The organism is Myxococcus sp. AS-1-15 (assembly GCF_020037055.1).
GTDB lineage: Bacteria > Myxococcota > Myxococcia > Myxococcales > Myxococcaceae > Myxococcus > Myxococcus fulvus.
The window spans coordinates 36,444-60,206 of the sequence record NZ_JAIQDF010000026.1; the positions used below are offsets into that span (position 1 = coordinate 36,444).

General features: G+C 70.8%; 18 protein-coding genes. 8 read left to right on the plus strand and 10 right to left on the minus strand.

Features of this window, described 5'->3' with window-relative positions; all coding sequences use genetic code 11:
* Window positions 1-64 precede the first annotated feature (64 nt).
* The 3 genes from K8625_RS41395 (at window position 65) to K8625_RS41405 (ending at window position 6,279) form a co-directional block, all read left to right on the plus strand.
* Window positions 65-1,138, plus strand: a complete 1,074-nt coding sequence (locus K8625_RS41395; RefSeq protein WP_223750818.1) for a virulence RhuM family protein — start codon at window positions 65-67, stop codon at window positions 1,136-1,138.
* Window positions 1,139-1,355: 217 nt separating this feature from the next.
* Window positions 1,356-5,090: an ATP-binding protein gene (locus tag K8625_RS41400; protein WP_223750819.1), complete on the plus strand. Its 3,735-nt coding sequence runs from the start codon at window positions 1,356-1,358 to the stop codon at window positions 5,088-5,090.
* A 97-nt stretch (window positions 5,091-5,187) separates the two neighbouring features.
* The gene (locus K8625_RS41405) at window positions 5,188-6,279 is read left to right on the plus strand and encodes a 2-oxoglutarate and iron-dependent oxygenase domain-containing protein (RefSeq protein ID WP_223785803.1); all 1,092 of its coding nucleotides are present in this window, start codon (window positions 5,188-5,190) and stop codon (window positions 6,277-6,279) included.
* Between the two features lie 27 nt (window positions 6,280-6,306).
* Here K8625_RS41405 and K8625_RS41410 read toward each other — a convergent pair whose 3' ends face one another.
* The 3 genes from K8625_RS41410 to K8625_RS41420 form a co-directional block, all read right to left on the minus strand.
* A complete protein-coding gene (locus K8625_RS41410; protein WP_223785804.1) occupies window positions 6,307-7,494 on the minus strand; it encodes a hypothetical protein in 1,188 nt (395 codons plus the stop codon).
* A 1-nt stretch (window position 7,495) separates the two neighbouring features.
* Window positions 7,496-10,054, minus strand: coding sequence for a TonB-dependent receptor domain-containing protein (locus tag K8625_RS41415; protein ID WP_223785805.1), 2,559 nt, complete (start codon window positions 10,052-10,054; stop codon window positions 7,496-7,498).
* Between the two features lie 520 nt (window positions 10,055-10,574).
* The gene (locus tag K8625_RS41420) at window positions 10,575-10,931 is read right to left on the minus strand and encodes a hypothetical protein (protein ID WP_223785806.1); all 357 of its coding nucleotides are present in this window, start codon (window positions 10,929-10,931) and stop codon (window positions 10,575-10,577) included.
* Between the two features lie 267 nt (window positions 10,932-11,198).
* On the opposite strand from K8625_RS41420, the gene K8625_RS41425 reads away from it, so the two are divergent.
* Window positions 11,199-12,413, plus strand: coding sequence for a murein transglycosylase A (locus tag K8625_RS41425; protein ID WP_223750824.1), 1,215 nt, complete (start codon window positions 11,199-11,201; stop codon window positions 12,411-12,413).
* 19 nt (window positions 12,414-12,432) lie between these two features.
* Here the strand turns inward: K8625_RS41425 and K8625_RS41430 are convergent, their stop codons facing one another.
* Window positions 12,433-13,749 (minus strand): thioredoxin domain-containing protein, encoded by a 1,317-nt coding sequence (locus K8625_RS41430; protein ID WP_223785807.1) that lies wholly within the window; start codon window positions 13,747-13,749, stop codon window positions 12,433-12,435.
* 155 nt (window positions 13,750-13,904) lie between these two features.
* Window positions 13,905-15,095: a hypothetical protein gene (locus K8625_RS41435; protein ID WP_223785808.1), complete on the minus strand. Its 1,191-nt coding sequence runs from the start codon at window positions 15,093-15,095 to the stop codon at window positions 13,905-13,907.
* A 301-nt stretch (window positions 15,096-15,396) separates the two neighbouring features.
* Between K8625_RS41435 and K8625_RS41440 the strand changes: the two genes are divergently transcribed.
* Window positions 15,397-16,074, plus strand: a complete 678-nt coding sequence (locus K8625_RS41440) for a hypothetical protein (RefSeq protein ID WP_223785809.1) — start codon at window positions 15,397-15,399, stop codon at window positions 16,072-16,074.
* 162 nt (window positions 16,075-16,236) lie between these two features.
* Window positions 16,237-16,365 (plus strand): hypothetical protein, encoded by a 129-nt coding sequence (locus K8625_RS44035; protein ID WP_255653685.1) that lies wholly within the window; start codon window positions 16,237-16,239, stop codon window positions 16,363-16,365.
* Here the strand turns inward: K8625_RS44035 and K8625_RS41445 are convergent, their stop codons facing one another.
* Entirely contained in the window at window positions 16,366-16,965 is a 600-nt protein-coding gene (locus K8625_RS41445) for a CDP-alcohol phosphatidyltransferase family protein (protein ID WP_223750913.1), read from the minus strand. It abuts the gene before it with no gap.
* A gap of 294 nt (window positions 16,966-17,259) precedes the next feature.
* Between K8625_RS41445 and K8625_RS41450 the strand changes: the two genes are divergently transcribed.
* On the plus strand, window positions 17,260-18,111 hold the full coding sequence (locus K8625_RS41450) for a DUF4846 domain-containing protein (RefSeq protein ID WP_223750914.1): 852 nt from the start codon (window positions 17,260-17,262) through the stop codon (window positions 18,109-18,111).
* A 28-nt stretch (window positions 18,112-18,139) separates the two neighbouring features.
* On the opposite strand, the gene K8625_RS41455 is transcribed toward K8625_RS41450, so the two are convergent.
* The 4 genes from K8625_RS41455 to K8625_RS41470 all read right to left on the minus strand — a co-directional run bounded on the left by K8625_RS41455 (window position 18,140) and on the right by K8625_RS41470 (window position 22,219).
* Window positions 18,140-19,204 carry a fatty acid desaturase family protein gene (locus K8625_RS41455; RefSeq protein ID WP_223750828.1) on the minus strand — a complete coding sequence of 355 codons (1,065 nt, stop codon included), beginning with the start codon at window positions 19,202-19,204 and terminating at the stop codon, window positions 18,140-18,142.
* Window positions 19,205-19,521: 317 nt separating this feature from the next.
* The gene (locus K8625_RS41460; protein ID WP_223785810.1) at window positions 19,522-20,814 is read right to left on the minus strand and encodes a cytochrome P450; all 1,293 of its coding nucleotides are present in this window, start codon (window positions 20,812-20,814) and stop codon (window positions 19,522-19,524) included.
* Between the two features lie 420 nt (window positions 20,815-21,234).
* On the minus strand, window positions 21,235-21,645 hold the full coding sequence (locus tag K8625_RS41465; protein WP_223750830.1) for an STAS/SEC14 domain-containing protein: 411 nt from the start codon (window positions 21,643-21,645) through the stop codon (window positions 21,235-21,237).
* A gap of 154 nt (window positions 21,646-21,799) precedes the next feature.
* Window positions 21,800-22,219, minus strand: a complete 420-nt coding sequence (locus K8625_RS41470; protein ID WP_141332792.1) for an STAS/SEC14 domain-containing protein — start codon at window positions 22,217-22,219, stop codon at window positions 21,800-21,802.
* A 217-nt stretch (window positions 22,220-22,436) separates the two neighbouring features.
* On the opposite strand from K8625_RS41470, the gene K8625_RS41475 reads away from it, so the two are divergent.
* Window positions 22,437-23,705: an ABC transporter substrate-binding protein gene (locus K8625_RS41475; RefSeq protein WP_223785811.1), complete on the plus strand. Its 1,269-nt coding sequence runs from the start codon at window positions 22,437-22,439 to the stop codon at window positions 23,703-23,705.
* Window positions 23,706-23,763: the final 58 nt, after the last annotated feature.

A 23,763-nucleotide genomic window follows, 5' to 3' on the forward strand; every position in this document is an offset into this window, starting at 1 on the left:
TGGCATGGACCGTGTATCCACCTCGGGCTTCGACATGGCGCCATCGGCGAGGAGGGTGTGGAGGATGGGTAAGGGTGACTCCGGGCAGTCCGGGGATGGAGCCGGTGAGTTCCTGGTCTATGTCGGTGACGACGGTGCTTCGAAGGTCCACGTCCGGCTCTTCGAGGGCACGGTCTGGCTGACCCAGAAGCAGCTTGCCGAGCTGTTCGGCAAGGATGTGCGGACCATCAACGAGCACCTCCAGAACATCCACGAGGAGGGAGAACTCGACCCGACGGCAACCCTCCGGAAATTCCGGATAGTTCAAATCGAGGGTTCCCGAGAAGTCACGCGATGGGTGGACCACTACAGCCTGCCAGCCATCATCGCGGTGGGCTACCGCGTCCGCTCCACGCAAGGGACACGCTTCCGTCAGTGGGCCACGGCCCTGTTGGACGAGTACCTGGTCAAGGGCTTCGTCCTCGATGACGCTCGGCTCCAGTCGACGTCGCAGCCAGGCGAGGACTACTTCGACGAGCTGCTGGAGCGGATCCGCGAGATTCGCGCATCGGAGCGGCGCTTCTACCAGAAGCTCACCGACATCTATGCGCAGTGCAGCGTCGACTACGACGTCCAGGCCGAGGTCACGCAGACCTTCTATGCGACGGTGCAGAACAAGCTGCACTGGGCCATCCACGGACACACGGCGGCCGAGCTGATTCACGAGCGCGCCGATGCGAGTCAGCCCAACATGGGGCTCGCGACCTGGAAGAACGCTCCGAGCGGGCCCATCCGGAAGTCAGACGTCACGGTGGCGAAGAACTACCTCTCGGAGGAGGAGCTCCGGGAGCTGAGTCGTGTCGTCACCATGTACCTGGACTACGCGGAGGACCAGGCCAGGAGACGACGGCCGATGACGATGCGGGAGTGGGTGACGAAGCTGGATGGCTTCCTGCAGTTCAACGAGCGAGACGTCCTGTCTCATGCGGGAGGTATCAGCCACGAGCTGGCGACGGCCCATGCGGAGGCCGAGTTCGACCGCTACCGCGAAGCGGGACGCAAGCTGGAGGCGAGCCTCCCGAACTCGGACTTCGACCGCGCCGTCGAGACCACCCGGCAACTCGCGGGGCGGAGCCGGGGGCGCGGGAAGAAGCCTTGAGCCACGCCGGCGAGCCCGTTCGCCTGGAGGGAAGACGACTTACCTGCGAAGTGTTGGGGAACAGAGCATTCCAGCGTCACTGATTGCACGCTTGTGGACGTGACACTAGAAGCGCAGGCCACTTCCATTTTTCCTCCGAGCACTGATGTCCGAGCAGGACTCCCCCCCGAAGCGCGCCGCGGCATTCCTGGAAGGCCACCTTGGCGGAGGTGGCGAGATGGCGGACCTGGTCCGCTCCAAGGACTGGTCCCAGACCCCCCTGGGTCCTCTCGAGGGCTGGCCCACCAGCCTGCGCACCATGGTCGGCGTCGTGCTGGGCAACCGCTTCCCCATGCTCCTGTGGTGGGGCCCTCAGCTCCTCCAAATCTACAACGACGGCTACCGCCCCGTGCTGGGCATGAAACACCCCGCCTCGCTCGGCGCCCCGGCGTCCGTCATCTGGCAGGAGATCTGGGACGTCATCGGCCCCATGGCGGAGGGCGTGCGCCAGGGCGGCCCCGCCACCTGGAGCGAGCACCTCCAGCTCTTCATCAACAGCCGCGGCTTCGTCGAGGAGACGTTCCACACCTTCTCGTATAGCCCCGTCTACGACGAGGGCGGCGGCGTCGGCGGTGTGCTCGTCACCGTCCAGGAGACCACCGAGCAGGTCCAGGACAACCGCCAGCTCAAGCTGCTCGGCGAGCTGGCCACCAGCTCCGCCTCCGCGAAGACGGCCGAGGAGGCCTGCCAGACGGCCGCGCGCATCTTCTCCGCCTACGGCGAGGACCTGCCCTTCACCCTCCTGTACCTGCTCGACGACGCCGCCACCCAGGTGCGCTGCGTGGGCTCCAGCGGACTGGATGGCTACTCGGGCCCCGCGAAGCCGGAGTCCTGTCCCTTCCCTCCGATGCCCGACGCGCCCCAGACCTGGCCCTTCGCGCAGGCCGCGCACACCGGCCGCGAGGTGCTCGTGGAGGAGCTGGGCGCGCGCTTCGGTGTGCTGCCCCGTGGCCCTCGCGGGGTGGTGCTCTCGCGGGCCGTGGTGCTGCCGCTGGCGCGCTCGGGGCAGTCGCACCCGTATGGGTTCCTCGTCGCCGGCGTCAGTCCCACCCGCTTGCTGGACGAGCGCTACCTGGCCCTCTTCCGGCTGGTCGCGGACCCGGTGGTGACGGCCATCGCCAACGCGCGCGCGTACGAAGAGGAGCGCCAGCGCGCCGAGGCCCTGGCCGCCATCGACCGCGCCAAGACGGCCTTCTTCAACAACGTCAGCCACGAGTTCCGCACCCCGCTGACGCTGATGCTCGGCCCCACCGAGGACGCGCTGGCGTCGTCGGCGCGCGCGCTGTCCGGCGAGGGACTGGAGACCGTCCACCGCAACGCGCAGCGCCTCTTGAAGCTGGTCAACTCGCTGCTCGACTTCTCCCGCCTGGAGGCCGGCCGCATCCAGGCCCGCTACGAGCCGGTGGACCTGGCCGCCCTCACCGCGGGCCTGGCCAGCGCGTTCCACTCCGCGCTGGAGCGCGCGGGGCTGGGCTTCGACATCGACTGCGCCCCGCTGCCCGAGGCCATCCACGTCGACCAGGACATGTGGGAGAAGATTGTCCTCAACCTGCTCTCCAACGCGCTGAAGTTCACCTTCGAGGGCCGCATCGCCATCTCCCAGCGCTGGGTGGACGGCCAGGTCCAGCTCCAGGTCTCCGACACGGGCATCGGCATCCCGGAGCAAGAGCTGCCGCGCATCTTCGACCGCTTCCACCGCGTGCAGGGCGCCCGCGCGCGCACGCACGAGGGCTCCGGCATCGGCCTGGCGCTGGTGCACGAGCTGGTCCGGCTGCACGGCGGCTCGCTGTCGGTGGCGAGCACCGAGGGCCAGGGCACCACCTTCACCCTGCGCATCCCCGCGGGCACCGCCCATCTGCCCCAGGAGCACCTGGGCGCTCGCGACACGCGGGCCTCCACCGCCCTGGGCGCCGCGCCCTTCGTGAACGAGGCGCTGCGCTGGCTGCCGGGGGGCCTGGAGGTGGAGTCGCTCGAGGTGGGCACCGAGGTGCCTCCGGAGGACAAGCGCCCCGGCTCCGCGCGCATCCTGCTGGCCGACGACAACGCGGACATGCGCGAGTACTTGAGGTCCCTCCTGTCCCGTTACTGGGAGGTGGAGACGGTGGCGGATGGTCTCGCGGCGCTCGAGTCCGCGCGCGCGCGTCCTCCCGACCTGGTGCTCACGGACGTGATGATGCCGGGGCTGGATGGCTTCGGGCTCCTGCGCGAGCTGCACGCCGATGAGCGCACGCGCCACGTGCCCGTCACCATCCTCTCCGCGCGCGCGGGCGAGGAGGCCCGCATCGAGGGACTGCGCGCCGGCGCCGACGACTACCTGGTGAAGCCCTTCTCCGCGCGCGAGCTGATGGCGCGCGTGGAGACGCAGCTGACCAAGGCGCGCCTGCAGGCCATCCAGGAGGCGCACGGGAGGATGCTCACGCGCGTCTTCCAGTTCGCCCCCGTGGGCATCGCCATCCTGCGCGGCCCCCAGCACGTCTACGAGTTCGTCAACGCGGGCTACCTGCGGCTCATCGCCAACCGGTCCGTGGTGGGCGTGCCCATCGCCCAGGCGCTCCCCGAGCTGGCCGGCCAGGGCATCTTCGAGCTGCTCGACAACGCCTACCGCACCGGCGAGCCGTACATCGGGCGCTCCCTGCGGGCGACCATCATCTCCGGCGAGGGCGGGCCTCCGCAGGAGCGGTTCTTCGACCTGGTCTACCAGCCCATGCTGGATGACGCCGGTCAGGTGGACTCCATCGTGGTGGTGGCCTTCGACGTGACGGACCTGTCCAACGCCCGGCGCGAGGCGGAGTCCGCCAGCCGCGCGAAGGACGAGTTCCTGGCGATGCTCGGCCACGAGTTGAGAAACCCGCTGGCCCCCATCCTCACCGCGCTCCAACTGCTCCGGCTGCGCGGCGGCGAGGCCGTGGAGCGCGAGCGCACCGTCATCGAGCGGCAGGTGCACCACCTGGTGCGGCTGGTGGATGACCTGCTCGACGTGTCCCGCGTCACGCGGGGCAAGGTCGTGCTGCGGCGCGAGCGCGTGGAGCTGGCGGAGGTGGTGGCGAAGTCCATCGAGCTGGCCAGTCCCTTGTTGGAGCAGCGCGGCCATCACCTGACGGTGGAGGTGGCGCGCCAGGGCCTGCCATTGGACGCGGACGCGACGCGGCTGGCGCAGGTGTTCTCCAACCTGCTCACGAACGCGGCGAAGTACACCGAGCCCGGGGGACGCATCACCGTCCAGGGCGCGCGCGAGGGGGACGCGCTGGTGGTGCGGGTGCGCGACAACGGCACGGGCATCAGCGCGGAGATGCTGCCGCGCATCTTCGACCTCTTCTTCCAGGAGCGTCAGGAGCTGGACCGCTCGCAGGGCGGCCTGGGCCTGGGGCTCGCCATCGCCCGGAGCCTGGCGGCCCAGCACGGCGGCACCCTCCACGCGGACAGCGAGGGGCGGGGCCAGGGCAGCACCTTCACGGTGCGGCTGCCCGCGCTCGAGGCGGGAGTGGAGGCTTCGGCGACGGTGGCCACGGATGAGGCGGCCTCGCCGCGGGAGGCGGTCCCGATGCCGCACCGGGTGCTGATTGTCGACGACAACCGCGACGCGGCGGACGTGCTGGCCGAGGCCCTGGACATGCTGGGCTGCGAGACGCGCGTCACCTACGACGGCCCCAGCGCGCTCCAGGTGGCGCCCACGTTCCGCCCGGAGCTGGCGCTGCTCGACATCGGCCTGCCCGTGATGGACGGCTACGAGCTGGCGAAGCACCTGCGCACCCAGCGGCCCGACGGCGGGCTCCAACTGGTGGCGGTGACGGGCTACGGCCAGGAGTCGGACCGGTTGCGCTCAAAGGAAGCCGGCTTCGACGCGCACCTGGTGAAGCCCATCGACTTCAACACCCTGGGCTCGCTGCTCAAGCGCCTGGGGCCCGTCTCCTGACGGACGGGGAATCCACGGCATGGCGGCTGAGCTATGCTGTGGGCCTCCGGATGGCTTTGGGGGGTGGGGCCCGGGGAGAACAGACGAGGCGTTCGGGATGAGCAGCGACGTGGCGGCAGCGAAGGACGCGGTGGTGGTACTCGATTACGCGAAGCTGGTGGAGGGCGCGGACCTGTCCGCGGACATCGCCCGCGCGTATGGCCCGGATGGCATCGGCCTGCTCATCGTCCGGGGGATTCCGGGGCTGGTGGAGCTGCGCCAGGGCCTGTTGCCGCTGGGCTTCCGCTTCGCCGCGCTCCCCAACGAGGTGAAGGACCGCTACGTCCACGAGCGCAGCAGCTACTCGTTCGGCTGGAGCCACGGCAAGGAGGTCCTCAAGCCCGGCCAGTTCGACGAGTTCAAGGGCTCCTACTACAACAATCCCCAGTACGACGCGCCCGCGGTGGCGCCGGCGCTGGTGGAGAAGTACCCGGAGAACTACCTGCCCAACGTGTGGCCGGACGCGGACTTCCCCGCGCTGCGCCCCGCCTTCCAGGCGCTGGGACGGAAGATGGTGGACGTGGGGCTGCTGGTGGCCGCGCAGTGCGACCGCTACGTGAAGGCGAAGCTGGGCGAGCGGCTGTCCCCGGACGCGAGCCTTACGCGCACCATCCGCGAGTCGCGCGCGTGCAAGGCGCGGCTGCTCTACTACTTCGCCATCAACGAGGACGCGACGCCGCGCACGCGCGACTCGTGGTGCGGCTGGCACAGCGACCACGGCTCGCTGACGGCGCTGTGCCCCGCCATGTACTTCGACGCGGAGCCCGGCGCCCCGGAGCCCACGCGCCAGGACATCCCGGTGCCGGACCCGGACGCGGGCCTCTACGTGCGCACGCGCTCCGGCGAGGAGCGAAAGGTCGTCATCCCCAAGGACTGTCTGGCGTTCCAGATTGGCGAGAGCGCGCAAATCGTGACGGGGGGACTGCTGCGCTCCACGCCGCACGCGGTGCAGGCGCTGGCCCACCCGGCGAGCCGCAACATCTCCCGCTCCACGTTCGCCGTCTTCATGCAGCCCGACAACGAGGAGCACCTGCGGCCGCCCGAGGGCACGGACCCCGCCGAGGTCCGCGTGGGCGCCTTCCAGCCGGGGATGACCTTCGGCGACTTCGCGCGCGCCACCTTCGCGCGGTTCTACAACCCCTACGCGTGAGCCCCGCTCGCGCGGGGTGTCGCTTCTTCAGAAGACGGACACCTCGCGCAGCTGGGTGAAGTAGCCGCGGGACGGCGTGGGCAGCCCCGGGACGGTGCCGAGCGAGTACACCCGCACCTTGTCCACGAGCGGCGCGCCCCCGGCCAGGGGGATGTCCACGTCCCGCTCGAACGAGAACTGCGTGTTGACGTCATCCGTGTAGGGCGCGTCTCCCAGCTCCGGCGCCGGGGCGCTCTGGCCCAGCGCCACCCAGGCTCCGCCCTCCAGCGAGCCCTCCACGTGGAAGACCTCCTGGGGACGCGTGCCGGTGTGGCCCCGAATCAGCACCCGTCGCGGGCGGGTGGGCTCGCGCAGCCGGAAGACGAGCTCATCCTCCAGTGAGCCGAAGCGCGAGATGGGCACCCGCTTCGATTCGAGCTTCCCGTCGGTGAAGGGGCACGGGTCCACCACGGCGTCCGTCTCACAGGGCTGTCCCCGGCTGACGGGGACGGCGCCGGTGAAGGGCAGCGGCACCGGGGGCGCCTCGTGCACGTCCGTGTATTCGAGCGCGCTCTGGATCCACGAGCGCTGTCCCCGCGCGCGGGCCTGCACGTACGCGAAGGGCGGCGCGAAGTCCTCCAGCATCTCCGGTCCCAGGAAGGCCTCGCCGGAGCGCGTGTCCTGGGTCCACACCACGCCCCACTCACCGCGGGCCTGCACCGCGTAGGTGTGCGAGGGGATGTCCGCCAGCGCGGGCACGTCCACCCAGGACAGCTTCACGCCAGCGGCGTCTGGATGGGATTGGACGCGGCTGTCCCAACGGCGCAGCGGGGGCACGTCCACGTCCAGCATGAAGTGGAGGGCGAGGAAGTCCCGCGCGCCGTCCACGGGGGGCAGGTGGAGCTGGAAGGATTTGACGTCGGCCCAGGGGGAGGGGCGCTCCAGCAGGTCCGCGCCGGTGTCGCGCGCGGACAGCTCGTGCAGGAACAGGCCATCCGCGTCCGGCGTCACCTGGGCCCACGGCTCGTAGGCCAGCGTGGGTTGGCCGGTGGGAGGCTCGCCCGGGAGTGGCCTGGTGCCCGGGAGCTTGCGCGGGCGCATCAGCGTGAGCGGGCCGCCGCGCCAGGGCGTGCCGTCGGTCTCCAGCACGGTGCCGGAGAGGAAGACGGGGGTCTCCGGCTCCAGCGCGCAGCCGGAGGTGAGGAGGACGAGGGGCAGGGCGTGACGCAGGTGCATGTCAGAAGGTCCCCTTGGCGCCGAGCGTGGGCAGAATCACCGGGATGCCGAAGTCCTTGCGCTTCAGGCGCACGGGCTGGCCGTCCTCACCCTCGTAGCCGTAGTCCCGCGTGAGCACCTCGCTGCGCGCGGTGACGTTGAAGACATCCAGGTACACGTCGAGCAGGAACGAATCGAAGACGAGGGTGCGCGAGGCGCGGAAGTCGAGCCGGAAGAACGAGGGCAGCCGGTCCACCGCGCCCCGGCCCACGGGCTTCCACTCGGGCTCGCCGTCCGCGCCCACGCCCTCGCGCATGGTGCGGTAGCCGAACTGGCCCGTCTCCGGACGGCCGGTGTTGAAGTGCGCCACCGCGCCCAGGGTGACGAAGTCGAAGCGGTAGCTGAGCGCGGCGTTGACGGAGTGCGCCTGCTCGAAGGTGTAGGGCAGATAGCCCTCGACCATGCCGAGCTCCTCGCCATTGGGGCCCACCTTCGCGTAGCGCTCGAAGCGCTTGCTCTGGTTGAAGCCATACGTGAGCCAGCCGAACCAGCGGCGGCCCAGGGGACGACGCACCATCAGCTCCAGGCCGTAGCTGTGGCCGTGGCGCTCCACGTCCTCGGCCTCGAGTCCCCGGCGCCGCAGGTTGCTCAGCACGTCCTCGAAGTTGAACTCCAGCGTGCGCAGGAGCGGGTTGAAGTAGCCCTCGGCCGTCACCTCCCAGCCGTTGAGGGGGCGCCACTCCGCGCCGAGCGAGAACTGCGCCGCGCGCTGGAGGCCGCGTTCGAGCGCGAGCATCTCGCCCGCGGGCACCGGCAGCAGCACGGTGGCGGGCTGGTGATACAGGCCCGCGCCGGCCTTCAGCGTGAGGCCCTCCGTGAGCGCGTGCCGCACGGCGAGCCGGGGCTCCAGCGCCAGCCGCGTCCGGTCTCCGAAGCCGTGGTAGCTGTCGAGCCGCAGGCCCGGCACCAGCACCCAGCGCGCGGAGGGCGTGTACGTCAGCTGCGTGCCCACGCCCGCGAAGGTGCCCAGGATGCCGGGGCGCGAGTACGCGTCCTTCCCGTCGAAGGGCCCCACGGGCCGGAACCGGCCGATGGCCAGCATGCTCGCCTCGCGGCGCTCCGCGTGGCTGAAGAGCTCCAGCTTCAGGTCCGCCGAGAGCTCCCGCGTGTAGCCCGCGCGCAGGGCCACGCTGCCCTGCGACAGTTCGTAGGAGCCCGGCTGACGGAGGCCCTTGCTGTAGGCGAGGCCGAGCCGGTCATACCCGAGCGTCAGGCCCACCTCGGCCTCGCCTCCCGCGAGGGGGTGACGGCCTCGCAGGTCCAGGCGATGGAACAGCAGACCCACGCCGCCCGAGTCGCCCGTCTCCGGCTCGCGCGCGGTGAGGCCCACCGCGTCCGACGTGCCCAGCGCGAGGAGGCGGAGCTGTCCTTGGCCCACGCGCTGCTCCACGCGGGCCTGATAGTCCCAGTAGTCCGCGTAGACCTTGGGCTCGCCGGAGTCGCGGTACACGGTGCCGTCGCCCGAGGTGTACGAGGAGGGCGCGTTGACGGTGTTGATGACGCGGGTGATGACCAGGCCCGTGTAGCTGACGCGCGCGGCGGCGGCGACGGTGGTGCCCGTCTCGGGGATGGGCACCTCCAGGAAGGCGCCGGCCTGGATGAGGTCCGCGTACGCGCTGCCGTGGAGGCCCTCTTCGCGAGGCCGGCTCACGTGCGCGTCCACCGCGCCGCCCAGCAGGCTGCCGTAGCGCGCGGAGGGGACACCGACCTGGAAGTCGAGGGACTCGACGAGGTCCGGGTACACCACCGCGTTGCCGAGCATGAGGTGGTAGAGGAAGGGCACGCGTACGCCGTCGACGAAGAAGGCGCTGGCGGCGGGCTGTACGCCGCGGACGACGGGGTAGGAGAGCCCGGAGGCGAGCGTCGTCACGCCGGGCATCAGCATCACCACGCGGAACGGGTCGCCCATGGTGCCGGGGACCTCGCGCAGCTCCTGCTCGTGCAGCGTGACGCGGGAGACCTCGGTGCGCGGCCGGTCCGCGCGCACCACCGTCTCGTAGGGGTTCACCGCGAGGGGCTCCAGTGTGTAGAGCACCTCCAGCCGCTGTCGGGCCTCGACCGTCTCGGTGAGGTACAGCAGGCGGTGGCCCGGCGAGGTGACTTTCAGCGCGTGCTCGCCGGGAGGGAGCTCCAGTCGGAACAGGCCCTGGGCGTCGGCTTCGACCGTCGCCGTGTGGGTGCGGATGATGGCGCCGGCGAGCGGCTTGCGGCTGCCCTTCGCGCGCACGCGGCCGGTGAGCACCGCGCGGGTGTCCTCCACGGGAGGGGGTTCGAAGCGGTAGGTGAAGGGGACGCGAACGGCGACGGGCTGGCCCTGCGAGGTGGCGGGGTGGAAGCGCAGGCGGGGCGCGGCGTGCAGCGCGGCGCGGGCGAGCGCAACCGGCGGCTCACCGACGACGCGGGCCTCGACGACCTCGCCGGCCTCGTCGAGGGTCAGCTCCAGCTCCACGGAGACAGGCGCGTCCAGGACCTGGCCCTCGGGCAAGCGCGCGGGGGCGTCCTGGGCGAGGGTGGGAGCCACGAGGGCCGAGGGCTCGTCGGCAGACGAGGCCCGTGCCGGGAGGACACCCAGGAGCAGCAGGAAGAGGAGGCCGAGGCGTGTCATCGCGGGGGAGGGGAGACAATCCTTCCATACGCGGGCACTTCGGGATTCAGGTCGTTGCCGGGTGTGAGGAGGTTCCGATTCACCCACCACGGCGCCGTGTCGGTGCGCCGCCCGAGCGCGATGCTGGGCCCGGGGGACAGCAGTGCCGTCGCTCCCCCGGGCAAGGAGTCGTTGTCTCCGGGGAGGGAGCCCCTGCCGGAAAGACGACGGTCGTCGGAGTCTCATCGCCCACCTGGGACGGCGACTCACGGCTCCGGTCCGCAAGAAGAGAGGTCGAGCCCGCGCGTGAGGTTCGCAGGGCGCGAGGCGCTGCACGACGGCGGACCTCCGTGTGGAGGGGGCCCTGGACCTCGACGCGGAGCTGCGTCGCGATGGCGCGGGACGCGGAGACGACACCGCCCCGGAGCGTGGCTCACGGGGCGGTGAGGCGTTCGAGTCAGGCGTTCGAGGCGCTGAGTCGTCGGGCGCACCAGGCATCCACGGCGGTGGCGCCGAGGACGAAGGCGACGGCGCCCGCGACGTTCTCCTTGCGAGGGCTGTGCTTCACCGCCGGGCCGAGGCTCGCGAGGTCCAGCAGGTCTCCTCCCACGCGTGCCCAGACCCACGGCGTGGGATTGGCGCGGGTCAGGATGCCGACGCCCGCCGCGATTTCGCGCAGGCCATAGGCGCGCAGCAGTCCGGTGCCTCGTCGTACGCCGAGGAAGCGGGCCAGCGCGCCGGGCGCCACCAGCTCACTCAAACCCAGTCCGATGCTCACCCATCCGAGCACCCTCGCCACTTTCCTTGCGTTCACGATGAATCCTCCCGAGGGCATGGCCGGCATGGCCGCGCCCGACGTGTGCGGAAAGGATGGGGGCGATGCTCGCGCGGTGACGCCAGGGGCTGCTCGCCTGCGTGCCGGGGTGGACGGCTTGCGGGCCCGGTGCGTGGCGCGGGTCCAGGCGTGAGGGCTCCACCCGTCGCTGAGGGCTGGGACGTGCCGTCGGCGGCCCGTGGCTTCCCGGCACGGCGCTGTCCGGAAGTGTCGCCCGTGCACGGGCTGGAGTAGGTACGAGGGGTGATGCCCACCCGGTCCTCTCGTCGCCTTGGGTTGCTGTGCCTGCTGCTCGTCTGCGCCGCGTGCGCGCGTGCGCCCCGTCCCCCTGTCACGCGTCCGCAAGATGCGCTGGTCGCCGAGCTCGCCTCCAACGTGGCGCTCATGGACGACGCGGACCCGGCGTCGCTGCGCGTGGCGTTGGACCAGAGTCTCAGCTGGCTGCGGACCCGGCCCGTGGACCACCGCTTCGTCTACGGGCCTCGCGAGGTGACGGCCGGCGAGCTGGTCTCCGCGCTGGAGCGGCTGCGCGCGCGGCTGACCGACGGCATGTCCTCGCTCGACGTGTCCAAGGCGGTGATGGAGGACTTCGAGCTGCTGGAGTCCGCGGGCGGCGAGGACGGCACGGTGCTCTTCACCGGCTATTACGAGCCGGTCATCGAGGCGAGCCTCGCGCCCACGGCCGAGTACCGCATCCCCGTGCTCTCCGCGCCGGACGACCTCATCGAAGTCCCGCTGGAGCCCTTCGCGGAGCGCTTCGCCTCCGAGCGCGTCTTCGGCCGGCTCGAGGGCAGGCGCGTCGTCCCCTACTGGAACCGCGCCGAGATTCGCGGGGGGAAGCTGGGCGAGCGCAAGCTGGAGCTCGCGTGGGTGAAGGACCCGGTGTCGCTGTTCTTCATGGAGGTTCAGGGCAGCGGCACGCTGCGCCTCATCGACGGCACCGAGCGACGCGTGGGCTACGCCGCGTCGAACGGCCGCCCGTACCGCAGCATCGGCGCGCTGCTCATCCAGGAGGGCGCCATCCCTCGCGAGCAGATGTCCATGCAGGCCCTGCGCGCGTGGCTCGCGGCGAACCCGAGCCAGCGCGAGCGCGTGCTCGACTACAACGAGTCCTATGTCTTCTTCCGCTTCCTGCCGGGCGCGGCGGTGGGCTCACTGGGGCGCGAGGTGACGCCGGGGCGCTCCATCGCCACCGACGCGCGCCTGTTCCCGAAGGGGGGCCTCGCCTTCATCCACACGGACCATCCGGTGCGGATGGCGGACGGCTCGGTGCAGTGGCGGCCGTTGTCGCGCTTCGTCTTCAACCAGGACACGGGCGGCGCCATCCGGGGCGCGGGCCGCGTGGATGTCTTCTGGGGCCGAGGCTCCCAGGCGGAGCTCGCCGCCGGCATGATGAAGCAGAAGGGCCGGCTGCTCTTCCTGGTGCCCAAGCCCCGCGCCCCCGCCGTGACGGCGCGGTGACGCGGGGCACGCAGGCGCGCTAGCGGGTGGCCACGCCGGCCTTCTTCATCTCCTCGTCGATGACGCGGCGGAACTGGTCCACCGGCACCGCGCCGAGGATGGGCCGGCCGTTGATGAAGAACGTGGGCGTCCCCCCGGCGCCCACGCGCGTGCCCTCGCGCGAGTCCTCGGCGATGACCGCGTCGAACTTCCCGGAGTCGAGCGCCTGGTTGAAGCGCGCCACATCCAACCCCAGCTGCTTCGCGTAGCCCTCCAGCGCGGGCCGCTCGAGCTGGCGCTGGTTGGCGAAGAGCAGGTCGTGGAACTCCCAGAACTTCCCCTGCTCATGCGCCGCCAGGGACGCCGCGGCCGCGAGCTTCGCGTTCGGGTGGTTGGGCAGCGGCTGGTGCTTGAAGGCCACGCGCAGCTTGCCCTCGTACTCCTTCTCCAGCGTCTTGAGCGTGGGCACGGCGCGCGAGCAGAACGGGCACTCGAAGTCCGACCACGCCACCAGCGTGACGGGCGCGTTGGCGGGGCCGCGCGAGGGCGCCTTGCCCACCTCCACCTGCTGGCGAGCCCCCTCCGCGGGCGCGGGCGGCGCGGGCGGGCGGTCCACGCCGCGCTCGATGGTGCGCGCGTAGACCTCCGCGCGCGGCACGCCGCCCTTCACCAGCGCCTCCGCCTTCGCGAGCTCCTCGTCGATGACACCGGTGAAGACCTCCACCGGCTGCGCGCCGTTGATGAAGCGCCCGTTGACGAAGAAGGCCGGGGTGCCGGTGGCGCCGACCAGGCGGGCCAGGTTCTCGTCGCGGCGCACGCGCTCGGCGAGCTTCGGGTCCTCGCGGTCCTTCTTCCAGCGCTCCACATCCAACTTCAGCTCCTTCGCATAGCGCTCCAGGTCCTCCTCCTGCTGCGCGCGCGGGTTGGAGAAGAGGACGTCGTGGAACTCCCAGAACCTGCCCTGCTCCCCGGCGGCCAGCGCGGCGAGGGCGGCGGGCCGGGCGCGCGGGTGCCGGTCCAGCGGGAGGTGCTTCATCACCAGGCGCAGCTTGTCGCCGTAGCGCTGCTGGAGCTGCTTCACGGTGCCGTGGCCGCGCGAGCAGAAGGGGCACTCGTAGTCGGAGAACTCCACCAGCGTGACGAGCGCGGACTCGGAGCCCTGGACGAGCGAGTCATCCACGGGGACCTTGTAGACGACGGGCGAGATGGGAGGCCGCTGCCGGGCGGAGGGCGGGGCCGCGGACGGCGCGCGCGGAGCTTCCGCGACCTTGGCGGGCACGGGCGCGAAAGTGCGTCCTCCCACGAACCCCAACACGAGCCCCACGACGAGGCTCACCCACACGGATGCTTTGTGCACGACGCGACTCCCGGAATGAAGACACACCCCGGGCGCGGTCGGCCCGAGCCACCGAGGGGCCGGGCGCGTGTGGCCCGGCGTCCCTTCAGTGCGGCGAGGGCGCGGGAAGTTTCAGCGCGCATTTCCGACGCGCGCCGGAGCGGGCCGCCGCCGCGTCAGCCGAGGCGACGGCGGACCTCGTCGTCCCCGGAGGTGAAGGGCGCGGGGAGCGTCCAGAGCGCCGAGGGGTGGCGGTAGCCCAGCTCGAAGGCGGTGAGGATGGCGGGCCAGCGGTCCGCGAGCAGGGCCCAGTTGTACTCGGTGGGCTTCGAGGTGAGCGGGTTGGAGTCGCGGTCTCGCTGCGTGGCCGCGTAGTCGGCGAAGTTCCACGCCACCGTGCCCAGCTCCAGGCGCAGCAGCGGTGTCATCGCCAGGGTGAGGTCCGCGCGGGAGATTTCACCGGGGAGCCGCTCGGGAGGCGTGAAGGCGGGCTGCACGGCGTCCGCCTGCTCGCGCCAGGCGAAGCAGTTGTTGGCGACCTGGATGAGCGCATCCCGCGCGGCGGGGCCGGGGCACTGTCGGGCGCGCTCCAGCAGCGCGAAGCCGGCCACCACGAGGCTCATGGCGGACATGCCCGGGAAGCGGCGCGCGAAGTCGGAGGGGGCGGGCTTCTCGTGGGTGAGGCCCTGCAGGACGGTGAAGGCGTGCTGGGACTCGTCGGGCTTCGCGCCCGCGAGGGTGAAGTCGCTCAGCACGCGCTCGGGGGTGACGCCGCCCGTGTCGGGTCTCCAGTCGAGGTAGCGCAGGGCCGCGCCGCCGATGTCGGTGAAGATGGCGACGTTGCCCTCGTTGAGCATGCGCTCCAGGGTGATGGCGAGCGACTCCGCCTTGTCGAGCGGGAGGATGCCGGGGGCCTGGAAGAACAGCCGCGCGAAGCGATGCGCGGTGGCCCAGAGCGTGCGCGGGTCCCCGAGCGGCTCCAGGTTCATGGCCCCCGCGAGCGCGCCGAGCGCGGTGGCCGCGTCCTGGGGCAGGCCATGTCCACCGAGCGCCTCGGAGAGCTGCTCCGCGCCCTTCCGCGCGGTGCCCGTGAGGCCCATGCGGTCATAGGTCCGGGCGGGGCTGGGGAGGGGCTCGCCCTGCGCGAGGTCGATGATGCGCCGGGCGATGGCCGCGCCGAGCATGCCCTTGCCGGCCTCGTGCGAGGCATGGATGGCGAAGGCGAACCAACCGGGTGTGGCCTGGCTGCCGTGCGTCGGATGGAACTCCGGGTCCACCAGCTCCTGGAGCGTGCGCGCCAGGCGCGTGTAGCCCTCGGTGATGAACCGGTTCTGCTGGAGCGGTGTGCCGGCGGGGACCCCCGTCACCGGCGCGAGCAGCTCCGGCGCGGGTGCGCTCAGGGCGTTGGCGGGCGGGGGCCAGTTCGGAACACGAAACCCGGGTTGGGTGGGCGTCTCCTCGGGGGATTTCGTCGTGATGGCCGTGCTCCGGAGCCGGGGTGGGGCCGCACTATCGCCCGATTCGCGGCGTCAGGCAGGTGTGTTGCCGTGCCTGGTGCCGAAGGGGCGCACTCCCGGCGGCTTGCTCCCCGTGCGCCGGCCTGCCCTGTCGCTGGTTGTCCATGGGTGGGCAGGCCCCATCTTCCAAGGACGAAGGGAGGCCGTGACCATGCGTCATAGAGCGGCTGGGATGGCGGTGGCGGTCGCGGGCTTCTGCGTCCTGTTGTGCGGCGGGGGGTGCACGGCGAACGCGCAGTCGAACGAGGCCCCGAAGACGACCTCGGCGGTGGCGGCGCCCTCGCGTCAGGCAGCGCCCTCGGCGGGCGAGGTGTCCGAGCTGTGGAACAGCATCTCGGGGCTGCGCGCGGAGGTGCGCCAGCTGCGCCAGGAGGTCTCCAGGCTGCGGGCCCAGGTGGACGCGGGAGCGCCGCGCGGCACGGACGCCCAGGCCCAAGGCACGGGCGCGCAAGCACCAGGCACGGACGCTCAAGCACAAGGCACGGGCGGCTCGGGCTCCCAGCCGCGCCCCGAGGATGGAACGGGGATGGCGCGGGATGTCCCGCCCGCGGGGACGACCGTGCCGGCGCCGGTGGGGACCGCGGTGGTGAAGGCCACGTACTCGGGCGTGGTGCGCTCGGTGGCGCCGCCGGAGGTCGTCATCGGACAGGACTCCGGTGAGGCGCTGACGCTGGAGGTGGGCCCCAGGACGCGCGTGCTGCGGGAGGGCCGGAGCATCGGCGTGCGGGACCTGGACCCGGGAGACCGCGTCTACGCCGTGGTGGACATGGTGGGCCGACACGAGACGATAGAAATCTCGGTGGTGCGGAAGGAGGACCCCGAGGACTGAGGGCGCGGGGTCCGCTCGCGTCAGTCGTCCGCTCCCAGCCTCGTCGTCGCACGAAGGGAGGTTCCCGTCATGACGGCCTTTGACCGATACCGCGCACTCCTGCGCAAAGTCTCGAATGTGCGAGCGCGACATCCGGAAGGTGGCTCGCCCGAGGAAGATGCCTTGCTGGACGACCTGGACGACGTCTGGTCGGAGATGAGCGAGGGTGAGCGCGCCGCGGTGGCTTCCGAGCGCGCCCAAATCCTGGGGCTCGCGGAGTCGGAGGACTCCGCCCCGCCGCCCCCGGGCTGATTACTTGCGAGCCGTGGGCATGGGCGTCCCCCGCGTCCCATGCCCGTCGCCCACGGGAGGCCGCGCGGCCTCACGAGGCTTCATCCGGGCTCGCAGCACCGCGCGCGTGTAGTCCACCACCGACGCCAGCGACAGCAGGGCGATGAGCGCCACCAGCGGGCGCACCGCCGGGGGGAACAGCAGCACGCACAGCAGCGCGAGCAGCTGCAGCGAGGTGACCACCTTGCCGAGCATCCGCGCCTTGAGCTCCACGCGCCGCAGGGCGGGCACCCCTCGCGCGACGACGAAGCCCACCGCGGTGCCGATGTCGCGCACGAGCAGGAGCAGCACCTCCGGCAGGGACACCAGCCCGTCCAGGTAGCACACGAGGATGGCCGTCACCATGAAGGCGCGGTCGGCCACCGGGTCGATGAGCGCGCCCAGCCGTGTGGCCAGCCCCTTGTTGCGCGCAATCCATCCGTCCAGGAAGTCCGACAGCGCCGCCAGCACGACGAGCGTCGCCCGCACCATCGCGTCGGGCACGAGGATGAAGGCCACCGCCATGGGCAGCCGGGACAGCGACAGGATGTTGAGCAGCACGAGGCTCGCCTGGCGGCGCATCTTCTCGCAAAGGTAGTGCTCGCCCGTGGTCACGCACCTGCCGTGGAGGACGGGCTGTCGTCGTTCCACTGGTCGTCACCCGGACAGAGGGCAGGCGACCTCACCGCCCCGCATTCGAGGGCTGCGAGGGAACTTCCGGCCGGCGACAATCCTCCCAGCAAGAGCCCCGAAGCCTCCTGGAGTCCCACGCTCGTGATTGCCCCCGAACACCCGTCCGTCCTCCCTCGCCGCTCCTGGCTCCTGGTCGCCGCGCTCCTGGGCCCGGGCCTCGCCGGCGCCGCCCCGTCCCTGGACGTGCGAGGCGAAGTGCTCACGAGGACCGTCGCCCAGGCCCCTGTGTCCGACGCCGAGCCCCGGGCCCCCACGCGCGAGGAGCTCGCCCGCTACACGTGGCTGTCGGAGGACGCGCGCATCCGTCCGCTGGACCTCGCCGTGCCCCCACCGGAGGGCTACACGCGAGTGGGCGTGGAGGCGGGCACGTTCGCCGCGTGGCTGCGCGGCCTGCCCCTGCGCGCGCCGGGGACACCCGTGCTGCACTTCAAGGGGGGACAGGTGTTGCCCGCGGACGACGCGCGGCTGGCCGCGGTGGCGGAGCTGGACATCGGCACGGCCAACCTCCAGCAGTGCGCGGACTCCGTCATCCGGCTGCACGCCGAGTGGCTGTGGTCCGCGAACCAGAAGGAGCGCATCGCCTACCGCTTCACCAGCGGCCACCTGGCCTCGTGGACGAAGTACGCCTCCGGTGAGCGGGCGAGGATCTCCGGCTCCAAGGTGACGTGGGTGAAGAGCGCGGCGGCGGACAGCTCGCGCGGCGCGTTCCGCGCCTACCTGGACCTGGTCTTCATGTACGCGGGCACGCTGTCGCTGGAGGGCGCCAAGGGCCGGCCCACGAAGGACGACGTGCGTCCCGGGGACTTCTTCGTGCTGGGCGGCAGCCCGGGACACGCGGTGCTGGTGCTGGACGTGGCGGCCGACGCGGGGGGCCGCCGCGTGGCGCTGCTGGGCCAGGGGTTCATGCCCGCCCAGGACTTCCACATCCTGTCAGGGGGAGGGGACACCGGGCCCTGGTTCCCGCTGGAGACCGACGCGGTGGCCACGCCCTTCTGGAAGCCCTTCCCCTGGACGTCGCTGCGCCGCTTCCCCTGAAGGGAGGCCGCGAGCGCGCGCCCGGGCGCTACGAGTGCAGCGGCAGCCGGACGCCCGAGGTCTGCGGCGGCGGCGCGGTGGGCAGCGACTCCTCCAACCCGGAGCCCGGCGTGCGCGTCAGGTACTGCACCAGGCTGTTGTGCTTGCCCAGGTACGTGTCGAAGCGGTTCACCCCGTCCTCGAGCAGCCCCGCCTGGTCCAGCGCGTCGTGCATCACCGGCAGGTTGTAGAAGGGCACGGACGGGAACGCGTGGTGCGTCAGGTGGTAGTTGCAGTTGAGCGGCGCCACGAAGAAGTTCTCCAGCAGCGTGCCCTTCACGTCGCGCGTCTCGCGCGTCTCGTCGCCCTTGGGCTCGATGTCCAGCGGGTGCTCGCCCAGGGCGCGCATCCGGAAGAACGCCATCATCACCGTCGTCGTGGGCAGCACCCACAGGAGCAGCCAGTGCAGCCACGCGCCCGTCGTCACCAGCGTGGTCACCAGCAGCGCCACGTACGTCCAGTAGCGAGCGTGCTCGGCGGCGCTGATGCGGGGCTTGGCGCCACCCAACAGCCGCCCCCAGTACGTCCAGGGCAGCACGACCTTCAGGTGGTTGGGTGCGTACAGGCCCAGCGCGTCGCCCACGAACACCGCCGCGGCGCGCAGCGGCGTGCGCGGGAAGTGCCAGGACGCGTCGCCCTGCATGGAGGCCCAGTACGGGTCCTGCTGCGTGTTGACGTACCGGTGGTGCTCCATGTGCTGGTGCCGGTAGCCCGCCGTCGTCATGTTCAGCGGGAAGGCGCACAGGAAGTCCGCCACCACGTCGCCCACCTTCCGGTTGGACAGGAAGTGGTAGTGCGCCGCCTCGTGCATCAGCGCCAGCATCGCGTGCTGCCGCGTGGCGATGATGAGCGCCGCGATGGGCCACGCCCACCACCGGTCCACCCACACCACCCCGGCGAACGCCGCCGCGATGACGAGCCACTGGGAGGCGAGCGCCCACACCGCCCGAGCATTGCTCACCCGCGACATCTCCCGGGTCAGCTTGGACAGCGCCTGGCGATCGACGCGCCGCGCGATTTGGACATCCGCCTCGTCAACGACTTCGGCGTACATGAGGGGGCTCCTTCGTTTCACGAGCAAGCGGGGTATTCCAGGACTCTTTCTCGCAAGAACGGCCAGTATGGCAAGAAATTTCTCTCTGTAACGTACGCACGCCCTTTTCAAACAGCCACAAGCAGTCCGCGAAAACCCCTTGGGGGTCAACAATGACTGCCTTTCGAAGCCCCGGGCGGGTGTGATTGGACTCCGGTGGGAGGGATTCGGTCACTGAAGTCAGACGCCAGACATGCGCGGGGCCCTGGAGACCGATGAAGGTCCACAGGGCCCCGGGCAACGACATGGGAGCTGTCACGCGCGAGGCGTGAGCGGGCTCAAGGCGTGGCGTCCCACTCCACCTTGAGGTGCCGCATCTGGCGCAGGACGATGCTCTGCCACGTGCCGTAGTCCTGGTTGGGCACCAGGCGCGGGTGGGCGACGGCCTCCACGAGGATGCGGGTGGTGATTTGGGTCTGGAGGCGGGCCAGCGGCGCGCCCAGGCAGAAGTGGATGCCGCGGCCGTAGGTGAGGTGCTGGGGCGGCTTCTCGCGGTCCACGTCCAGCTTGTTCGCGTGCGGGCAGAGCGACTCGTCGCGGCTGCCGGCCGCGTACAGCAGCAGCAGCCGGGAGCCCTTGGGCAGTTGGATGCCGCCCACCTCCACGTCCTCCAGGGCGGTGCGAATCATGGCGTGCTGGACGGAGTCGAAGCGGCTGCCCTCCTCGATGAACTTGGGGATGAGCTCCGGGTCCTCCCGGAGACGTCCCCACAGGCCGTGCTCGAGCGCCAGCTTCCAGGTGTTGGCCATCAGCGCCGTGGTGGACTCGTGGCCGGCGGACAGGAAGGACGCGCCGATGGCCATCACCAGCTCGTGCACGCTCAGCGCCTCGCCGTCCGCCTCCACCTCCACCAGGTAGCTGGTCAGGTCCTCACGGGGCGCCTTGCGCCGCTCCTCGATGAGGTTGACGCAGTAGCGCTGGAACTCCAGCACCCCCCGCGCCATCTCCGCCTGCTTCTCCGCGGGCACGTGCTCGAAGGTGAGCGACTGCCAGTCCGCGCTCCACTTCTTTATCTTCCACACGTCCTGCTGGGGCACGCCCATGACGCCGAGGATGACGTGGGCCGGCAGCGGATAGGCCAGCTGCTCCACCAGGTCCGCGTGCCCGTCCTTGGCGAAGCGGCCAATCAGCTCGCGCGCCATCTTCTCGATGAAGGGCTCCATCCCGGCGATGCGCTGCGCGGTGAAGCCCCGGTTCATCAGGCGCCTGAGTCGCGTGTGGTCCGGCGGGTCCATGCCCAAGAGCACGTGGGCGATGGGGAAGCCCTGCGACAGGATGTTCTTGGCCTCCTCCGTGAGCTGGGTGCCGCTCACCAGCATGTCCCGGTTGGAGAAGCGCGTCGTCTCCTTGAGGACCTGGAGGATGTCGTCGTGGCGGCTGACCAACCACATGCCGAGCATGGGGTTGAAGCTGACGGGCTCCTCCTTGCGCAGCCGCTCGAAGAACGGGTGGGGGTTGTCCACGTGCGGCCCCGCGAAGGGGTTGTACTGGGCGCCCAGGTGGGGGCAGCGCCCTGTCGGGGCGTGGGCCGGGACTCCGGTCTCTTCCTGCTTCTGAACCGTCACGGGCATGGTGTCACTCGCAGTTCGAGCGCGGGCCCCCCAGCTCACCGCTCGGACATGGGTTGATTGAGGCGTGGGGCACAGCCGGTCCGGAGCCAGGGCGAGGGAATTACCGGGCGAGTTGGAGGCTCTGGAGTGACCGCCTATACAACGATTCCCGACTATTAAGCCAGTGGGGGAGGATTTTTATAGTCTGGCTGGCCTCTGCCCACGGCAGGAAGATGCGCTATTCCTGAAATGTGCCGGATTTCAGACGGTTGGCGGGTCCCGTCGGCCGCAAGCCGGCTCGGATTCTGAGGAAGAGGGAGGCGGGGGAGGGACGGCCGGGGAGCGCGAGCGGGCTCGACCGCGGTGTCACCAGGGGTGGCCTCGGGGGCCCCGGGGAGGGGGCCGCCACGAAAGCCAGACGGACGGCGGGTGCGGCGAGCTTCAGCCGCTCTTGCGGACGTTGGCGCGGCGCTGCTGCTCCACCCAGGCGTGGGCCTCGGCCATCGTCTTGACGAACTCCGTCTTGAACTCGGTCTTGCCGGTCAGGAACATGCCCAGGGAGATGACCTTGCCGAAGGTCTGCTGGACCATGTCCGCGCCCACGTAGACGCAGCCCTTGAACCACTCCGGCTTGCTGTTGTCGGACAGGTAGCGGCGCGCCTCCGCCTGGAGCTGCGAGTTGCCGATGTCCGCAATCATGAAGTAGGGGCCGGCCTTGGCGACCTGGCTGTAGATTTCAACGGCCCGCTTCATGTCCTCCAGGTTCAGCATGCCGCTGAACACCGCCACCAGCACGTCCTGCTGCTCGTGGCGAATCTGGTGCGCACCGAACTTCCATTCCTGTTGCTGCATGGGCACTCCCTCTGAGCTGGCCACACAAGCATACAACCCGTGGCCCACGGGAGCGAGAATCCAGTCTTCGCCTTCAAACCGCGACTTGAGGACGACCCTGGGTCTGGAATGGGACAGCGGGGGTGTCGCCCGGCACACAGCCGGGCCTCGCGTCTCAGCCCGCCTTGCGCTGCTGTCGGGCGCGGTGCTGGTCGACCCAGGTGCGCGCGTCCGCGAGGGTGTCGACGAAGGTGGTGTCGAAGCTCGTCTTGCCCGTGTAGAGCATGGCGAGCGAGATGGCCTTGCCGAAGGTCTTCTGGACGATGTCGGCGCCCACGTAGACGCAGCCCTTGAACCACTCGCTCTTGTTGTTCTCGGAGAGGTAGCGCCGGCCGGCGGCCTCGATTTGGGAGCGGCCGATTTCCGCGACGATGTAGTAGGGGCCCAGAATCGTGAACAGCTCCGCGTAGACCTCGGAGGTGCGCTTCACGTCGTCCAGGGTGATGGGGCCTTCGAAGGTCGCCACCGCCATGTCGGCTGATTCGATGCGAACGCGGTGCGCGCCGAACTTCCACTCCCGAGGCTTCTCCGCCATGTGCTCCCCCACCCAGAGGTCCTGTCTGTCCGAAGAATAACGCCCGCTCCCGGGCAGAAGGCAAACAGACGTCCCGAGTTGTGTGCCCGAAGTTCCAGGGAGACGTTTTTCTCCACATGCACACGAATTACGTGGTGCCGGGGTGTTCGGGTGAGAACGGGGGCGGTGCGGGTGTGTTGACGGTGGGGGGGGCGGGAGGGGCTCATGCCGGGTTCCCATGGCTCGCCCGTTCTTCTTCTCGCTCGTGCTGGGGCTCGTCCTCGTGACGCTGGGGTGTCGGCGCGGGGAGGGTGAGCGCGAGCGGGGGGCGCGGCTGGTGCTGAAGTACCAGCCGCTGTGGGGGCCTCCGGAGCCGTTCCGGGAGCTCTTGGCGGGCTTCGAGGAGGCGCACCCCGGGGTGACGTTGGTGACGGAGGCGTTGCCGAACTCGTCGGACCTGGCGCACCAGTTCTTCCTCACGTCGTTGGAGGGAGGGGCGGCGGACTTCGACGTGCTGGTGGCGGACGTGGTGTGGGTGCCGGAGTTCGCGCGGGCGGGGTGGATAGCGGACCTGTCCGAGGCGTTCCCGCCCGAGCGGCTGCGCGAGGAGTTCCTGCCGGGGCCGGTGGAGGCGGTGGTGGTGGAGGGCCGGACGTACGCGGTGCCGTGGTACCTGGACGTGGGGGTGCTGTACTACCGGACGGATTTGGTGCCTCGGGCGCCGCGCACGTACGCGGAGCTGGAGCGGTTCGCGTTGGAGGCGAAGGCGAAGGCGCCGGGGGTGCAGGGCTTCGTGTGGCAGGGGCGGCAGTACGAGGGCCTGAGCTGCAACGTGTACGAGGCGCTGTGGGGGCACGGTGGGCAGGCGTTGGGGGAGGACGGGCGCGTGTTGTTGGACACGGAGGCGGGGCGCGAGGCGCTCGGGTATCTGCGCGGGCTGCTGACGCGCGGGGTGTCTCCGGAGACGGTGATGGGGTTCGGCGAGGAGGAGGCGCGGCGCGTGTTCCAGGAGGGGCGCGCGGTGTTCATGCGCAACTGGCCGTATGCGTGGAGCGAGGCGCAGAAGGAGGGCTCGCCGATTCGGGGGAAGGTGGGCATGGCGCCCCTGCCCACGGTGAGCGGGGAGCCTGGGTTTGGAACGCTGGGCGGGTATCAGCTCGCGGTGAACGCGAAGGTGTCACCGGAGCGGAAGAAGCTCGCGGAGAAGCTCATCGCGCACCTGACATCGCCGGAGGCGAACCTGGTGCTGGCGGTGCACTACGCGCGCAACCCGCCGAGGGCGGCGGTGTATGACGATGCGAGGTTGAAACAGGGCTCACCGTTCATCGCGAGCCTGCGGGAGATGGTGGAGCGCGCGCGGCCCCGGCCGGTGACGCCGTACTACAACCTGATTTCGGATGTGTTGCAGAGCGAGTTCTCCGCGGCGGTGGCGGGGATTCGCACGCCCGAGGAGGCCTTGGGGCGGGCGCAGAAGCAGGTGGACCACCTGATGGGGGAGGGGCGATGAGCGGGCTCGCGGTGGGGTGGGCTCGGTGCGGCCGTGCCTCGGGTGGACGGATGCGGCT

What these genes read in the sequence shown, in the direction of transcription:
- K8625_RS41395 (WP_223750818.1), top strand. Translation starts at nt 65, where the DNA reads ATGGGTAAGGGTGACTCCGGGCAGTCCGGGGATGGAGCCGGTGAGTTC.
- K8625_RS41460 (WP_223785810.1), bottom strand. Translation starts at nt 20,814, where the DNA reads ATGCCCGTGACGGTTCAGAAGCAGGAAGAGACCGGAGTCCCGGCCCAC.
- K8625_RS41465 (WP_223750830.1), bottom strand. Translation starts at nt 21,645, where the DNA reads ATGCAGCAACAGGAATGGAAGTTCGGTGCGCACCAGATTCGCCACGAG.
- K8625_RS41470 (WP_141332792.1), bottom strand. Translation starts at nt 22,219, where the DNA reads ATGGCGGAGAAGCCTCGGGAGTGGAAGTTCGGCGCGCACCGCGTTCGC.
- K8625_RS41400 (WP_223750819.1), top strand. Translation starts at nt 1,356, where the DNA reads ATGGCGGACCTGGTCCGCTCCAAGGACTGGTCCCAGACCCCCCTGGGT.
- K8625_RS41455 (WP_223750828.1), bottom strand. Translation starts at nt 19,204, where the DNA reads ATGTACGCCGAAGTCGTTGACGAGGCGGATGTCCAAATCGCGCGGCGC.
- K8625_RS41475 (WP_223785811.1), top strand. Translation starts at nt 22,437, where the DNA reads ATGGCTCGCCCGTTCTTCTTCTCGCTCGTGCTGGGGCTCGTCCTCGTG.
- K8625_RS41405 (WP_223785803.1), top strand. Translation starts at nt 5,188, where the DNA reads ATGAGCAGCGACGTGGCGGCAGCGAAGGACGCGGTGGTGGTACTCGAT.
- K8625_RS41445 (WP_223750913.1), bottom strand. Translation starts at nt 16,965, where the DNA reads ATGCGCCGCCAGGCGAGCCTCGTGCTGCTCAACATCCTGTCGCTGTCC.
- K8625_RS41440 (WP_223785809.1), top strand. Translation starts at nt 15,397, where the DNA reads ATGCGTCATAGAGCGGCTGGGATGGCGGTGGCGGTCGCGGGCTTCTGC.
- K8625_RS41425 (WP_223750824.1), top strand. Translation starts at nt 11,199, where the DNA reads ATGCCCACCCGGTCCTCTCGTCGCCTTGGGTTGCTGTGCCTGCTGCTC.
- K8625_RS41410 (WP_223785804.1), bottom strand. Translation starts at nt 7,494, where the DNA reads ATGCACCTGCGTCACGCCCTGCCCCTCGTCCTCCTCACCTCCGGCTGC.